Origin of the sequence: Nocardia sp. NPDC005745 (assembly GCF_040630775.1) — a bacterium.
Lineage (GTDB): Bacteria > Actinomycetota > Actinomycetes > Mycobacteriales > Mycobacteriaceae > Nocardia.
Window position 1 is genome coordinate 131,401 of sequence record NZ_JBEXYF010000012.1, and the last position, 17,552, is coordinate 148,952.

Below are 17,552 nucleotides of genomic sequence, written 5' to 3' on the forward strand. Positions count from 1 at the left end.
ACCGGCGACATCAGCTCGACCGCGCCGACCGGGATGCGGGCGTCACGCACCATCGCGCACAGCACGCGTTCGAAAGCGGCGAGGAATCCGGTGACGGTCGGTTCGTCGAACAGGTCGAGCGCGTAGTGCAGGTGCACGTCGATGCCGTCCGGCGCGCCGTCGGCGGTGTAGCGGTCGGTGAACGTCCAGTCCAGGTCGAGCTGGATCGGCGCAGCGCCCACCTCGAGCGCGGCGATGGCCAGCCGGTGCAGCCGGAACTCCGGCGCGGCCTGGTTCTGCAAGGTCAGCGCGACCTGGTACAGCGGGGCGTGCGCCTGCGAGCGAACCGGGTTCAGCACCTCGACCAACTGCTCGAACGGCACCGCCGCGTGGTCGAAGGCGGCCAGGTCGGCCGCGCGCACGGACGCCAGCAGTTCGCCCAGGGTCGCGTCCGGGCGGACCTCGGTGCGCAGCACCAGCGTGTTGACGAACATGCCGACCAGCTCGTCCAGCGCCTCCTCACCGCGCCCCGCGACCGGCGCGCCGATCACCACATCCGCGCCCGCGCCGTAGCGGCTCAGCAGCACGGCCAGCGCGGTGTGCAGCACCATGAACGGCGTCACCCGGTGCGCGGCGGCCAGGTCGTGGATCCGCTCGTGCAGGGCGGCGTCCAGCCGACCGGTCAGCGCGCCGCCCCGGTTGGTGGCCACCGCGGGACGCGACCGGTCGGACGGGAGCGTCAGCACCTCGGGCAGCCCGGCCAGCCGATCGGTCCAGTAGGCCAACTGGCGCGACAGCATCGAGGCCGGGTCGTCGGCCGAGCCGAGCGCGGCGCGCTGCCAGATCGCGAAGTCGGCGTACTGCACCGGCAGGGAACTCGGCGCGGGCGCCATGCCCGCGCACCGTGCGACGTAAGCGTTGGCCAGGTCCCTGGTCAGTGGCGCGAAAGACCAACCGTCCGCGGCGATGTGATGCACGACGAACAGCAGGATGTGGACCTGCTGCGCGCCCGGCCGGTCGTCCTCGACGCGCAGCAGGCGGACGCGCAGCGGCACCTCGGCGGTGACGTCGAACCCGGTGCGCGCGGCCGCGGCGACGAGTTCGGGCACCTGCTGTGCGGGAACCGGCCGTGTGACCAGTTCGACCAGTTTCGTCCCGGCGGGAAGCACCAATTGGGTCGCGCCGTCGTCGTGTTCGGGATAGATCGTGCGCAGCGTCTCGTGCCGGGCGATCACGTCGGCGATCGCCGCTTCCAGCGCGGGCACGTTCAGCGCCCCGGTGAGGCGCAGCGCGAACGGGATGTTGTACGCGCCGCTGGTGGTGTCGAACCGATTCAGGAACCACATGCGCTGCTGGGCGATCGACAACGGGATCGGCCCGCCGCGCTCCTGCGGCGTGAGCGGCGGCAGCGCGACAGCGGCGGTCTCGACGGGGCGGTCGATGGTGATCCGCCGCGCCAGCGCCCGCACCGTGGGCGCGTCGAAGATCGTCCGCACCGCCACCTCGGCGCCGGTGGCCTTGCCCAGTCGCGCGGCCAGCTGGGTGGCGCTGAGGGAGTTGCCGCCGAGGGCGAAGAAGTCGTCCTCGGCGCCCACCTCGGTCACCCCGAGCAGGGCTTCGAAGGTTTCGGCGACAAGCGTTTCCGCCGCGCCGGCCGGGGGCAGGAAGGTCGCGGGCGCGAGCACGGGCGCCGGTAGCGCGGATCGGTCCAGCTTCCCGGAGGCGTTCACCGGCAGCCGGTCCAGCACCACGAACGCCTGCGGCACCATATAGCCGGGAAGCCGCTGAGCCACCGCGTCGCGCAAAGTCGCGATCTCGACCGGTGCGTCCGCCACGAGGTAGGCGACCAGCTGCTCACCCGTGCCGCGATCGTCGCGTACCAGAACGGCGGCCTGGGTCACGGCGGGCGTCGCGAGCAGCGCCGACTCGATCTCGCCGAGTTCGATGCGCAGGCCGCGGAGCTTGACCTGGGAATCGGTGCGGCCGAGGAACTCCAGCTCGCCCGCGCGGGTCCACCGCACCAGATCGCCGGTGCGGTACATCCGTTCGCCGGGCGGACCGAACGGGTCGGCGACGAACCGGTCACCGGTGCGGCCGGGACGGCCCAGATAGCCGCGCGCCAGTTGGACACCCGCGAGATACAGTTCGCCGGGCACACCCTCCGGCACCGGCCGCAGCCGCGCGTCGAGAACATACGTCCGGGTGTTCCAGATCGGCTTGCCCATCGGCACGGACTCGAAGTCGGTGTCGCACACCGCGTGAAAGGTCACCTCCACCGCCGCCTCGGTGGGCCCGTAGCCGTTGTGCACCCGCGCACCGGTGAGTTCGCGCATCCGGTGGGCGACGCCGACCGGCAGCGCCTCACCGGAGCAGAACACCTCGCGCAGCGAAGGCGCGTCGAACTCGCCCGCGACGAAGACGGCCAGCATGGACGGCACGAAGTGCGCCGCGGTGACGCCCTCGGCACGGATGAGGCGCGCCAGGTACGCCGGGTCGCGATGCCCGTCCGGTCGCGCCAGCACCATGCGCGCGCCGACCTGCAACGGCCAGAAGAGCTCCGGCACCGACACGTCGAAGGTGGCGGGCGTCTTCTGCAACAGGACATCGCCCGGCCCGAGCGCGACATACGCCGACTGCATCCAGCGCAGCCGGTTGACGATGCCGCGATGGCTCATGGCCACGCCCTTCGGCGTGCCCGTTGAACCGGAGGTGAACAGCACGTAGGCGGTGTTGTCCGGGCGCAGCGCAGCGCGCCGGTCGGCGTCGGTGAGCGGGGTGTCCGGGTAGCCCGACAGGTCCAGCCGATCGATCCGCGTCTCGGGCAGGCCGCAATTCAGGTCCGCGTCCGCGGTGAGCACGCACACCGGCGCGGCCGTTTCGAGGATGCGCGCGGTGCGCTCGGCCGGATGGTCGGGGTCGATCGGCAGGTAGCCGCCGCCCGCCGTGACCACCGCGTACATGCCGACCACCAGATCGACGGAACGGCGCATGCCCAGCGCCACCAGTGTTTCCGGGCCGACGCCCCGGTTGACGAGCCACCGCGCCAAGCGGTTGACCCGCCCGGCGAACTCGGCATAGGTCAGTGTCGCCGTGCGACTTGTCGGGGGGTGGTCGGGCGACAGGTGGGCCGGTGTCGCGGAGCCACTCGTGGAGGGGTGCTCGGGCGACGAGTGGGGCGGGGTCGTGGAGTGGTGGCGGGGCGGCGGCGTCATCTCGAAGGTGATCGCCGCGGCGCCCGGTGTGCGTTCGACCTGCGCGGCGAACAGCGAAACGAGCGTGTCGGATTCGGGCAGCGGATGCGCGGTGGCGTTCCATTCCCGCAGCACCCGCGCGCGTTCGGCGTCCGACAGCAGTTCGATGTCACCGATGCGCGCCCCTGGATCGGCCGTGGCGGCGGCGAGCATGCGCCGGAACCGGTCGGCATAGGACTCGGCCGTCACTGCGTCGAACAGGTCGGTGGCGTAGCGCAGGGTGGCGGACAGGCCCGCCGATTCCGACCGCTCCGCCACCACCAGGTGCAGATCGAACTTCGCACCGTTGTCGGGAATCTCGACCGGGCGCACCGACAGCCACGGCACCTCCATGGCCTGTCCGTCGAAGGCGGGCGTCGCCGCCTCGAAGCTGAACATCACCTGGAACAGCGGGTGCGCACCGGCGGAGCGATCCACGGCCATGGCGTCCACCAGCCGCTCGAACGGCAGATCGGCGTTGGCGAACGCGGCCAGATCGGCGTCGCGGACCTCGGAGAGCAGCCCGGCGAAGGACGCGTCGGCGGCGACCCGCGTGCGCAGTGCGAGGGTATTGACGAACATGCCGACGAGGGCGTCCAGAGCTCGCTCGCCGCGCCCGCCGACGGGCGAGCCGATCACGATGTCGGCGCTGCCGCTCATCCTGGCCAAGGTGGCGGCCAAGGCCGCGTGCAGTGTCATGAACAGTGTCGCGCCGCTGCGCCGGGCGAGCGCGCGCAGGCCCGCGGCCACCTCGGGCTCGATCACGAAATCGACGGCCGCTCCCTCGTGCGACGCGACCGCGGGGCGTGGCCGATCGGCCGGGAGCGGCAGTTGCGCCGGGGCGCCGTCCAGCACGTCGCGCCAGAAGCGCAGCTGCTGGTAGGCGACGTCGCCGGGGACGTCCTCGGCGCCGAGGAGTTCCCGATGCCAGAGGCTGTAGTCGGCGTACTGCACGGTCAGCTCGTCCCAGTCCGGCCGCAGGCCGGTCAGGCACGCGAGGTAGGCCCGGACCAGATCGGTGACCAGCGGCGCCATCGACAGGGCGTCGGCGGCGATGTGATGCACGACGAACACCAGCACGTATTCGTCGCCGGTGACGCCGCGCGCCTCGTCCACCCGGTCGACGGCCAGCAGCGCGACCCGGCACGGCAGTTCGGCGGTGACGTCGAACCCGGCGCGGACGATGCCGATCACGGCGTCGCGCACCGCGGAGCGGTCGATCGGCACCGGATGCAGGCTCAAGCCGATGTCGGCCGCGTCGAGGACGGATTGATAGGGGCCGCGGTCGGTTTCGGGGTAGGTGGTGCGCAGCGTCTCGTGCCTGGTGAGCACGGCGAGCACGGCGCGTTCCAGCGCGGTCACGTCCAGGCGACCGGTCAGCCGCAGCACGATCGGCAGGTTGTAGACGCTGTCGACGCCGTCCTGACTCTCGACGCGGTTGAGGAACCACAGTCGCTGCTGCGCGGGCGAGAGCGGCACCCGTTCGGGCCGCTCCCGGCGGACCAGCGCGAGCCGCTGGGCTCCCTCCGCACCGAGCCGTCCGATGGCGGCGGCGAAGCCCTCCACCGTGGGCGCGTCGAACAGCGCGCGCACCGGCACGCGCACGCCCGCGGCCTCGCCCGTGCGGGCGGTGACCTGGGTGGCGTCCAGTGAGCTGCCGCCGAGGGCGAAGAAATCGTCGTCCAGCCCGACTCGCTCGGCTCCCAGCACCTCCGCGAACACCGCGGCGACCAGCCGTTGCGGGGCGTCCACGGGCGGGCGGAAGCGCTCGGCGGCGAGCACCGGGGCCGGCAGTGCCGCGCGATCGAGCTTGCCGCTGGTGTTCACGGGGAATTCGTCCAGTTCGACCAGTGCGGTCGGCACCATGTAAGCGGGAAGCCGCTGAGCGGCAGCGGCTTTCACCGCGTCGAGGTCGGCTGTCGCGCCGGGCGCCGCGATCACGTAACCCGCCAGGAAGTCACCCGCCGGTCCGGTGACCAGCCGCGCCGCGGCCTGCCCGACCTCGGGTACCGCCAGCAACGCGGTCTCGATCTCGGCCAGTTCGATGCGCCTGCCGCGGAATTTCACCTGGAAATCGGTGCGACCCAGATAGATCAGTTCGCCGTCGCCGCTCCAGCGCACCAGGTCACCGGTGCGGTACATGCGGGCGCCCGGCGCGCCGAACGGGTTCGCGACGAAACGATCGGCGGTGAGGTCGACGCGGCCGTGGTAGCCGCGCGCCAGTTGCGCACCCGCCAGGTACAGCTCGCCCGGCACGCCGATCGGCGCGGGCCGCAACCGTCCGTCCAGCACGTAGACCTGCGCGTTCCACTCCGGCTCGCCGATCGGCACGTACGGTGTGTCCGCGGCGGTGACCTCGTGGTTGGTGATGGACACCGCCGCCTCGGTGGGGCCGTAGAGGTTGTGCAGGCCCGCGTCGCACACCTGCCGGAACGCCGCGACGGTGTGCGGAGGCAGTGCCTCGCCGATGACGAACACCTCGCGAAGCGAGTCCAGTTCACCCGGCTGCGCGTGCGCGGCGAACACCGCGAGCATCGACGGCACGAAATCGGTGAGCGTGACCTGGTGGCGGGCAATGGTTTCGGCGAGGTAGCGCGGATCGCGGTGCCCGTCCGCCGTCGCGAGCAACAAAGTGGCGCCCGCCCGCAGCGGCAGGAAGTACCCCCACAGCGAGACGTCGAAGGTGCTCGCGGTCTTCTGCAAGTAGACATCGCCGACGCGCGGACGGTACTCCGCGTGCATCCAGGCCAGCTGGTTGGCGATGGCCCGATGGCTGACGGCCACGCCTTTCGGCTTGCCGGTGGACCCGGAGGTGAAGATCACGTAGGCCGGGTGCTGTGGGTGCAGCACGCCATGGCGTTCACGGTCGCCGATCTTGCCGGAGGGGTAGGCGGAGAGATCGAGTTCGTCCAGGTGATACACCGGCGCGGAAGCGGTCTCCGCATCGAATCCGGCCGCCCGGCTGGTCAGGATCGCGTGCGGGCGCGCGGTGTCGAGGATGTGACCGACGCGTTCGGCCGGATGCGCCGGATCCACCGGGACGTACGCACCGCCCGCCCGCGCCACCGCGTACATGGCCACGACCAGCTCGATCGAGCGCGGCAGGGCCAGCACGACCAGCGCCTCCGGGCCGACGCCGATCCCGATGAGCATCCTGGCCAGCCGGTCGGCCCGGTCCGACAGCTCGGTGTAGCTCAACCGCTCGGTACCGGCGACCAGCGCGACGGCGTCCGGCGTGCGGCGTACCTGCGCGTCGAAGCCCTCGTGCAGGAAACGGTCCGGCACTTTGTGCCCGCTGGCGTTCCAGCTCGCGGTGACGTAGTCCAGTTCGCCCGCGTCGAGCAGCGGGAGATCGCCGACCGGGGCGTCCGGGGCGTCCACCGCCGCACGCAGCAGCCGGACGAACTTCGCCGCGAACTCCCGTACGGTCGTCGCGTCGAACAAGTCGGTGGCATAAGTGAATTCGGCGCGATATCCGTCGGCGGCGTCGGAGACCGTGAGCTGCAAATCGAACTTCGCGAAACCGGGATCGAAGTCGACCGGCTCGACGTCCAGACCGGGCATGGCCGGCGCGATCGGCCCGATGTTCTGCATGAACAACGCGACCTGGAACAGCGGGTGGCGCGCGGCCGACCGCGCCGGATTCAGCGCTTCCACCAATTGCTCGAACGGGATGTCGGCGTGTGCGAAGGCGCGCAGGTCGCGGTCGGCGGCATACGCGAGGAACTCGGCGAAGCTGCGCGCGCCGTCCACTTCGGTGCGCAGCACGAGCGTGTTGACGAACATGCCGACCAGATCGTCCAGCGCGGCCTCGCCCCGGCCCGCGACCGGCGTGCCGATCGCGATGTCGGCGGTGCCCGACAGCCGGGCCAGCAGGGCCGCCAGCGCGGCGTGCAGCACCATGAACGGCGTGGTGCGAACGCGCGCCGCGACCGCCTCGACCTCGGCGCGCAGGGCGGCGTCGAGGGCGAACTCGTAGGTCGCGCCCTGATAGGAGGCCGCGGGCGGGCGCGGCCGATCCGCGGGCAGCTCCAATTGCGCGGGGAGACCGGCCAATTCGGCGCGCCAGAAGGCGAGCTGGCGCGCGGCCACGGAGTCCGCGTCGGTCTCCGCGCCGAGCACCCGCTGCTGCCAGAGCGCGTAATCGGCGTACTGCACCGACAGCGGAGCCCACTCCGGCGCCCGGCCCTCGCGCCGCGCGGCATAGGCGGTGGTCAGGTCGCGCATCAGCGGACCGAGCGAGAAACCGTCCGCCGCGATGTGGTGGACGACGAGCACCAGCGTGTGGTCCTCGGGCCCGCAGCGCAGCAGGCGCACTCGTACCGGGATCTCCTCGGCGACGTCGAAGCCCTGCCCCGCCGCCCGCCGGATCACCGCGACCAGCCGGTCCTCCGGCACGTCGGCGGGCGTCAGGTCGAACACCGCGTGCACCCGCCGCACCGATTGCGCGGGCCCGTCGGCGGTCTGCGGATACACGGTGCGCAGCACTTCGTGCCTGGCCACCAGATCGGTGATCGCCGCCGACAGCGCGGAGACCTCCAGTGGGCCGCGCAGGCGCAACGCGACCGGGATGTTGTCCACGGCGGCGGCGCCCAGGTCGCGGGCCTGCTCGATGTCGGCGTCGAACCGGTTGAGGAACCACATGCGCCGCTGCGCGGGCGAGAGCGGAACGTGCTCCGGGCGCGGTCCCGCCACCAGCGGCGGGCGCGCCGGGCCGGGACGCGACACCGCGGCCACCGCGGCCACGGTCGGGCGGTCGAAGAAGTCACGCACGTCGATGGTCGCGCCGAGGGCCGCGGCGATCCGGGCGATGGCGCGGGTGGCGAGCAGCGAATTGCCGCCGAGCGCGAAGAAATCGTCGTCGGCGCCCATCCGTGGCAGGCCGAGCAGCTCGGCGAAGACCGCGGCCACCGCCACCTGCGCCTCGGTCTCCGGTGCCCGATAGGCCGGTGCGCCGGAACCGAATTCCGGCTCCGGCAACGCCCGGCGGTCCAGCTTCCCGTTGGCGTTCAGCGGCATCGCGTCCAGCGGGACGAGCAGGGTGGGCACCATGTACTCGGGCAGCTCGCGCCGGACGTGCTCGAGCACATCGGTGGCGTCGATGGGGTCACCGACGACATAACCGACCAGATGATCACCGCTGGCCTGCCGGTGCAGCGTCACCGCCGCCTGGGCCACCGCCGGATGACGCGACAGCGCCGCCTCGACCTCGCCGAGTTCGATCCGCAGGCCGCGCAGCTTCACCTGGAAGTCGCTTCGGCCCAGGTATTCCAGTTCGTCCGGGCCGCCCTCCGCGCCGGACGCCCAGCGCACCAGGTCGCCGGTGCGGTACATCCGCTCCCCCGCCGGGCCCTCCGGGTTGGCGACGAATCGCTCGGCGGTCAGGCCGGGGCGGGCCACATAGCCGCGGGCCAGTTGCACGCCCGCCAGGTACAGCTCGCCGACGACACCGCGGGCCACCGGGCGCAAGCTGTCGTCGAGCACCAGTAACTCCGTGTCGTCGGCCGCGACGCCGATCGGCACCCCGGCCACGTCCGCGCCGGTCACCTCGTGCGCGGTCACGTCGACGGCGGCTTCGGTGGGCCCGTACAGGTTGTGCAGGGTCGCGCCGCAGATGTCGCGGAACGCCGCGGCGGTGGCGGCCGGGAGCGCCTCGCCCGAGGCGAAGACCAGCCGCAGCGAGTCCACCGTGGCCGCGCGCCGCTCGGCGACGAAGACCGCGAGCATGGACGGCACGAAATGCGCCACCGTGACGGCGCGCTCGCCGATCACGCGCGCCAAGTAGGCCGGGTCGCGATGGCCGTCCGGCTCCGCCACGACCAGCCGGGCGCCGACCTGCAACGGCCAGAAGAACTCCCACACCGACACGTCGAAGGTGAACGGCGTCTTCTGCAACACCACGTCGTCGGCGCGCAGCCGGTACATCCGCTGCCGCCAGCGCAGATTCGCCACGATCGAGCGATGTGACACGGCGACGCCCTTCGGCCTGCCGGTCGAGCCGGAGGTGAAGATCACGTAGGCGGTGTCGTCGGCCGACCGGGTGACCGCGGGGGCCTCCGGTGCGGGCGGGCCCGCGAACTCATCGATCCGCAGCGCCTCGACCGGACGCCCGAAGTCGGGTTCGTCGTGGGTAGTGGTCAGCACGAGCACCGGATCGGCGACCGCGAGCACGTAGGCGATGCGGTCGGCCGGATGATCCGGGTCGATCGGCACGTACGCACCGCCCGCCTTCAGGATCGCGTACATGCCCACCATGAGGTCGATCGAGCGCCGGACCGCCAAGCCCACCAGCGTGTCCGGCCGGACGCCGCGTCCGGTCAAGTGCTGGGCCAGCGCGTTGACCCGGCCGTCGAATTCGGCGTAGGTCAGGGTGACGCCCGCGTAGTCGAGCGCGATCGCGTCCGGGGTGCGGCGTGCCTGCTCCTCGAACAGGCTCACCAGCGTCTCGACCGGTGCGGCGGCGGTGGTCGTGGCATCGGGCACGGCGGCGAGCGCGTCCTCGAGCAGTGCGTCCAGCACCGCGCCGAGCGCGCCGTCACCGGACTCCAGCAGGGCTGGCAGCAGGCCGGAGACCACGACGGGGACCAGTGAGTCCGCGCTCATGATCTCCGACAGCGCCGCGAGTTCCGCGGCCAGCGCCGCGTAGGTGACGGTGACCTCGCCGTGGCGCAGCGCCACCCGGTGCGGCTCCCGTCCGGCGACGGTCGCGATGAGGCCGGGCAGGTCGTCGATGCCGTAGGCGCGGCGGACGGCGTCTGCGTGGGTCATCAGCGGTTTCCTTCCGAATCGAGAGCCCGCGCCGAGTCGGCGAGCAGCGCCTCGGCGGTGGCGGCCAGGGTGCGCAGCAAGGCCGACAGACCACTGCCACCGAGTTCGGCGAGCAGGCCGGGCACCAGCCCGGCGAGCGAGACATGGATGAGGGCTTCGGGTTTGGCCGCCGCGCCCATGGCCCTGGCGACGGTCGCGAGCTTCGCGTCGAGTTCGCCGAAGCGGACCCACCGATCGCCGTGCTCGAACGCTGGCGCGCCGGGCGCGGCCCGCGCTGCCCGAGCGATCAGAGCGGGCAGATCCGTCGCGGTCGGCCTCGGCCGCCGTTCGCGCGCGGACCGGATGTCTATCGCGCGAACGGTCACCGCCGGATCCGCGGCCACCGTCTCCAGCACGCGCAGCAACCGGTCGCCGAACGCCCGCGCGGTCGGCTCGTCGAAGATGTCCGTCGCGTATCCGACGCGCAGCTCCAGACCGGCGCCGGACCGCTCCAGCACGGTGACCTGTAGATCGAATTTCGCCTCCGTCGATGCGAGATCGACCGCCTCGACCGCGAGTCCGGGCAGCTCCACGGCGGCCTGCGGCATGTTCTGGAAGGTGAGCAGCACTTGGCACAGCGGCGCGTGCGAGCCGGAACGGGTGACGCCCAGCGCATCGACCACCTGATCGAACGGGACGTCCGCGTGCGAGAGCGCCGCCAGATCGCGCCGGGTGGCCTGCCGCAGCAGTTCGCCGAAGCTCGTGCGCGGGTCGACCTCGGTGCGCAGCGCCACGGTGTTGACGAACATGCCGACCAGCTCGTCCAGTTCGCGGACGCCGCGCCCGGCGACCGGGACGCCCACCGTGACGTCCCCCGCGCCGGACAGCTTCGCCAGCAGCACCGCGAGCGCGCTGTGCACCAGGGTGAACAGCGTGCCGCCGTGTTCGCGGGCCAGTCGTTCCAGCCGGGCGGTGCGCTCGGCGTCGATCTCGCGGACGACGGTAGCGCCCCGCATGTCCCGGCGCGCCGGGCGCGGGCGGTCGGTGGGCAGGGACAGCGATTCCGGCGCCGCGGCCAATTCGGTTCGCCAGAAGGCGAGTTGGCGGGCCAAAAGGCTGTCCGGATCCGCGGGATCGCCGAGCAACTCGTGCTGCCAGGCGCTGTAGTCGCGGTATCGGATGGCCGGTGGGGCCCACTCCGGCGCGTGACCGGCGGATCTGGCCAGGTAGGCGCGCACCAGGTCGGCGGTCAACGGCGCGATCGAATACCCGTCCGCGCCGATGTGGTGCAGCACGACGACCAGAAGGTGTTCGTCGGCGGCAGTGGCGAACAGGGCGGCGCGCACGGGCGGCGCGGCGGCGAGATCGAATCCGAGGGAGACGAATTCCGCGATGCGCGTATTCAGTTCCGCTTGCGTCACCGGGATCGGCGTCAGGTCGACCGGCGACGCGGCCACGACCTCTTGGACCGGTCCCGCTTCGGAATCGGGGTACCTGGTGCGCAGCGTCTCGTGCCGGTCGAGCACATCGCCGACGGCCGCCGACAGCGCCGCAACGTCCAGCTCGCCGCGCAACCGCAGCGCCGCGGGGATGTGATAGGCCGAGGAGTCCGGCGTGAGCCGGTCGAGCACCCACATACGTTGCTGCGCGGGCGCGAGCGGCACCGGCCCGGTATCCGCGCGGCGGACCAGCGCGGGCCGGGCCGCGCCGCGCTCGCTGTGCGCGAGACGCTCGGCGAGCGCGGCGGGCGTCGGCGCGTCGAACACCGCGGCCACCGGGACGTGGCCGCCCAGCGCCGCGCCGAGCCGGGCCGCGAGCCGGGTGGCCATCAGGGAGTTGCCGCCCCTGGCGAAGAAGTCGTCGTCCACGCTCACCGTCTGCACGCCGATGACCTCGGCGAACGCATCCGCGACCAGCCGCTCCAGCGCACCGGCCGGTGCGCGGGAAGCCGCCTCGGCGAACACCGGTTCGGGCAGCGCGGTGCGATCGATCTTGCCGTTGGCGGTGAGCGGCAGCGCCGCCAGCACGACGACGGCGGCGGGCACCATGTACCCCGGCAGCTGCGCGGCCACGCCCGTACGCAGCGAAACGCCCGAGTCGGCATACGACTCCGGATCCGCTTCGGGCACAACGGCATACGCGATCAGCCGCGTACCGGCGCGTTCGTCGGCCCGCGCCACCGCGACCGCCGCGCTCACCCCGGGCTGTCGCCGCAGAGCGGCCTCCACCTCGCCGAGTTCGATGCGGAAGCCGCCGATCTGCACCTGGAAGTCGGCGCGCTCCAGGTATTCCAGCGTGCCGTCGGGACGCCTGCGCACGATGTCGCCGGTGCGGTACATCCGCTCGCCCGCCGCGGCGCCGAGTTCCACCGCGAACGGATCGGCCACGAAGCGGTCCGCGGTCAGCGCCGGACGCCGCTGGTAGCCCCGCGCCAGCTGCGCGCCGGCGAGATACAACTCCCCCGGCACGCCGATCGGCGCGGGCCGCAATCGCGCGTCCAGCACGTAGACCCGGCTGTTCCAGACGGGCGACCCGATCGGGACGGTGTGCTCCGGCGGTGTGCGCACCGGGAACGCGGTGATCGACACCGCCGCCTCGGTGGGACCGTAGAGGTTGTCCAGCGCGGTCCCGGCGGGGTGGCGGCGCAGGAAGTCCGCGGCCGTGGCGGGCGGCAGCGCCTCGCCGATGGCGAGCACGCGGCGCAGGGTTTCCGGCAGCGCGGCTCCCGGCTCCACCGCCAGCAGCATGCCGATCAAGGCGGGAACGGCGTACAGCACGGTCACGCCGTGGCGGCGCAGCAGCGCGCGCAGCTGGTCCGGATCGCGTTCCGCGCCGGGTGCGGTGATGATCAGGCGTCCTCCGGTCACCAGCGGAGACCAGAACTCCCACACGGACAGGTCGAAGGTCGCGGGCGTCTTCAGCAGCACGCGATCGTTCGCCCCGAGACCGAATTCCCCGGTCATCCAGGCCAGTTGATTCACGATCGCGGCGTGCGGGATCGTCACCCCCTTGGGCAGGCCCGTCGAGCCGGAGGTGAAGATGACATAGGCCGGATGCTCCGGACGCAGTGCCCGCACCCGCTCCGCGTCCGTGATCGGGGTCGCGGCGAATTCGGCGAGGTCGAGTCGGTCGACTTCCATTGCCGTGCGGTTCGTTCCGGCCGGTAAGCCGTCGCGCGAGGTGGTCAAGAGCACGGCGGGCGCGGCGGTGGACATGATGTGGGCGATTCGCTCGGCGGGATGGTCCGGATCGATGGGCACGTACGCGCCCCCGGCGCACACCACGGCGTACATGGCGACGACCAGTTCCGGCGAACGGCGCATCGCCAGCACGACCGTCGACTCCGGGCCGACACCGTGCGCGATGAGCTTGCGCGCCAATCGATTCACCTGTTCGCCGAACTCGGCGTAGCGCAGCTCGGCTCCGGTCGTCGCGTCCACCAGCGCGACCGCCCCGGGGGTGCGCGCGATCTGCGCGGCGATCAGATCCGCCGGCGTGGCACGCGGGACCGGCTGCCGGGTCCGGTTCCATTCGGCCAGCACCAGCGACCGGTCGGTCCCGAGCAGATCGATGTCGCCGACGGGTAGGTCCGGGCGGACCGCGACCGTTTCCAGCACCCTGCGCAGCTGTGCGGCGAACCGGAAAGCGGTGGGCCGCTCGAACAGATCGGTCGCGTAACGCAGGGCCAGCTCGATGCCGTCGGGCGCGCCGTCGGCGTCGTAGGCGTCCACGGCGAACAGGTGCAGGTCGAATTGCGCCACGCCGTTGTCGAAGTCGAGTTCGTCGACCTCGAGGCCGGGCAGCCGCAGCTGTCCACGCTCGTGGTTCTGGAACGAGTAGCCGACCTGGAACAGCGGGTGCCTGGCGGTCGAGCGCACCGGGTTGAGCACTTCCACCAGGCGCTCGAACGGCACGGTGGCGTGCTCGAGCGCCGCGAGGTCGGCGGCCCGCGCCCGCGCCAGGAGTCCGGCGAACGGCTCGCCGCCGTCGACGCCGACGCGCAGCACGAGGGTGTTGACGAACATCCCGATGACGTCGTCGAGTTCGGCCGCGCCGCGCCCGGCCACCGGCGTACCGATGGCGATGTCACCGGCGCCGGACCAGCGCGCGAGCAGCACCGCGAACGCGGTGTGCACCACCATGAACAGCGTCGCGCCGTGCCGCCTGCCGAGCGCGACGAGATCCGCGTGCAGCCGCGCGCCGATCGTCAGCGGCACCTTGTCCCCGCGCAGGGTCTGTTTCGCCGGACGGGGGCGGTCGGTGGGCAGCGCCAGCTGGTCGGGCAGCCCGGCGAGGGTCTCGCTCCAGAACGCGATCTCGCGGGCCGCCATTGAATCGGGGTCGTCCTCGGCGCCGAGCAGGGCGCGTTGCCACAGGGCGTAATCGGCGTACTGCACGGCGAGCGGCGTCCACTCCGGCGCCGTGCCGTCGCGGCGCGCGATATAGGCGAGCATCAGGTCCCGCACGAACGGCGCGATGGACGAGCCGTCGGCGGCGATGTGGTGCAGCACTCCGGCCAGCACGAATTCACCGTGCCCGTCCGCGGGACGCGCACCCGCCCTGACCACCCGCAGCAGCCGCAGCCGCAGCGGGACCTCGGCGGTGACGTCGAAGGTCGTCTCGGCCAGCTCCCGAATGCGCCGCGGCACCTCGTCTTCCGCGATGTCGATCGGCCGCAGCTCCGGGGTGGCGTCGGCGGCGTCGGCGATGAACTGCACCGGTTCGCCGTCGACCTGCGGATAACGGGTGCGCAGCGCCTCGTGCCGGGCGACCACGTCACCGAGCGCGGCCTGCAACGCGGCCACGTCCAGCCGCCCGGCCAGCCGCAGGGCCACCGGAATGTTGTAGGCGGTGGAGGACGGGTCGAACCGGTTCAGGAACCACATCCGCTGCTGCGCGGGCGACAACGGCATCCGCTCCGGACGCGGCGCCGCCCGCAGCGCGGGCCGGGTGCCGCCCATGGCCACCGTGCTCGCCACGGCGGCCAGGTCCGCGACCCGGGGAGCTTCGAACAGCGCCCGGACCCCGACCGTCCGGCCCAGCGCCGCGCCGATTCGGCTGACCGCCTTGGCGGCCAGCAGGGAGCTGCCGCCGAGCGCGAAGAAGTCGTCGTCGGCGCCCACGGGGCGTGCCGAGCCGAGCACTTCGGCGAACACCTCCGCCACGACGCGTTCGCTCGGTGTGGACGGCGGCCGGTAGACGGTCGACTCGAACCGCGGCGCGGGCAGGGCCGCGCGGTCGAGCTTCCCGTTGACGGTCAACGGGATTCGTCGCACCGGCACGATCGCGGCGGGCACCATGTGCTCGGGCAGGCGGTAGGCCACGGCTTGCCGCAGCGCGGCGGCATCGATGGAGTCGTCCGAGTCGTCCACGGCCACCACGTACGCCACGATGCGCGGTTCGTCCACCAGGTCGGTGCGCACCACCACGGCCACCTCCCGCACCGCGTCGCACGCGTCGAGCAGCGCGGCCTCGATCTCGCCCAGCTCGATACGGAAGCCGCGCAGATTCACCTGCTGGTCGGCGCGCCCGAGGTACTCCAGCTCACCTTCGGAGGTCCAGCGGGCCAGATCGCCGGAGCGGTAGGTGAGCGAGCCGTCGCCCGCGTACGGGTCCGCGACGAAGCGGGCGGCGGTCAGGGCGGGACGGTGCAGGTAGCCGCGCGCCAACTGGCCGCCGGACACGTAGATCTCCCCCGGCACACCCACCGGCACGGGCCGCAACCGGTCGTCGAGCAGGCGAACGGTCAGTCCGGGCAGCGCCGTACCGATCACGCTCGACGACCCGGTGTGCCGGTCGATCTCGCGATAGGACACGTGCACCGTGGTCTCGGTGATGCCGTACATGTTCACCAGGCGGGGCGCGTCCGGATAGCGGGCGAACCAACCGGCCAGCCGCTGCGGCTCCAGCGCTTCACCGCCGAAGATCACGGTGCGCAGGGCGAATTCGGCTTCCGGTCCGGCCGCGTCGGCGGCGACGAGCTGGTAGAACGCCGACGGCGTCTGGTTGAGCACGGTGACCCGCTCGGCGATCAGCAGATCGCGGAACTGCTGCGGCGAGCGTGAGGTGTAGTAGTCGACCACCACCACCGTGGCGCCGGTCGACAGCGAGCCCCACAGTTCCCACACGGAGAAGTCGAAGGCGTAGGAGTGGAACAAGGTCCACACGTCCGCCGGCCCGAAACCGAAGCGCCGCCGCGTGTTGTCCAGCAGCCGCAACACGTTGCGATGCGGCACCACAACACCTTTGGGCCTGCCGGTGGAGCCGGAAGTGTAGATGACGTAGGCCGCGTGTGCGCGATGCAGCGGGGCGCGCCGGTCCGCGTCGGTGACCGGCGCGCCGCTGAACTCCGTGAGGTTCGGCGCGTCGACGTCGATCACCGGTCCGCCGAACCAGCCGCGCGGCAACTCGGTGGCGGCTCCGGCGATCGCGCAGATCGGGCGGGCGTCGTCGAGGACGTATTCGATCCGGTCGTCCGGGTAGGCCGGGTCGATCGGCAGGTACCCGCCGCCCGCCTTGAGCACGGCGAGGAGGGCGACCACCAGTTCCGCCGAGCGGGGCAGCGCGACGGCCACCAGCGTTTCCGGCCCGACACCCGCGGCCGCCAGCCGCCGCGCCAACCGATTGGACCACTCGTCGAGTTCGGCGTAGGACAGCGACCGCGCACCGTCACGCACCGCGACGGCGTCCGGGTCCAGCGCGGCGGCCCGCGCGAAACGCTCGGCCAGGTTGCCTGCCACATCGGCGACGTCGTCCCCGCCGACCGGCCATTCGTACAGCGCGCGGTGCTGTTCCTCGGCGCTGAGCAACTGGATGTCACCGACGACCACCGTGGGATCGGCGGCGATGGCGGCGAGCACCTGGGTGAACCGCCTGCCGAGCACGGCGATCGCCGATGCGTCGAAAAGGTCCGTGGCGTAGCGGATCTCGACCTGCATGCCGTCGGCGCGGCCGTCCCGGTCGTTGGACTCCAGCACGGTGAACTGGAGGTCGAATTCGGCGACCGGCGCGTCGAACTCCTGCGCGCTCACCCGCAGGCCCGGCAGCTCGAACTCGGGCAGGGTGAAGTTCTGGAAGCTCAGCGCCACCTGGAACAGCGGATGACGGTTGCGCGAGCGGGTGGGCGCGAGCGCTTCGACGAGACGTTCGAACGGCACGTCGGCGTGCGAGAGCGCGTCGATGTCCTGGTCGCGCACCTTGTCCAGCACGGTCTCGAAGCGGGCTCTGGAGTCGACGGCGGTCCGCAGCACCAGCGTGTTGACGAACATGCCGACGAGCCGGTCCAGCGCCGCGTCGCCGCGTCCGGCGACCGGGGTGCCGATCGCGATGTCCGAGCCGCCGGACAGGCGGGCCAGCAGCACCGCCAGCGCCGCGTGCACCGTGCTGAACAGCGTGGTCTCCCGCTTGCGCGCCAGCTCGCCCAGTTCGCTGTGCAGATCGGAGTCGATGCGCAGGCGGTGTGTCGCGCCGCGGTGCGACGAGACCGGCGGGCGCGGACGGTCGGTGGGCAACTCGAGCTGTTCCGGCAGGCCGTCCAAGGCGCTGCGCCAGTAGTCGAGCTGCCGCTCGGCGTCGGCGGAATCGGCCTGCCAGAGC

Annotated in this window: 2 protein-coding genes (both only partly in view); both read right to left on the bottom strand. The window is 72.3% G+C overall.

Annotated elements, in window-relative coordinates:
• On the bottom strand, positions 1–9,977 hold the 5' portion of the coding sequence (locus tag ABZ420_RS15260) for a non-ribosomal peptide synthase/polyketide synthase (RefSeq protein WP_357122322.1). Its footprint begins 15,385 nt before the window's first position; the window shows 9,977 of its 25,362 coding nt (coding positions 1–9,977); its start codon is at positions 9,975–9,977; its stop codon lies off the left edge, out of view.
• Positions 9,977–17,552 carry the final stretch of a non-ribosomal peptide synthase/polyketide synthase gene (locus tag ABZ420_RS15265; protein WP_357122325.1) on the bottom strand. 10,223 nt of this gene lie beyond the right edge of the window, so the window shows 7,576 of its 17,799 coding nt (coding positions 10,224–17,799); its start codon lies off the right edge, out of view; its stop codon occupies positions 9,977–9,979. Before ABZ420_RS15265 ends, ABZ420_RS15260 begins: the two co-directional genes overlap by 1 nt.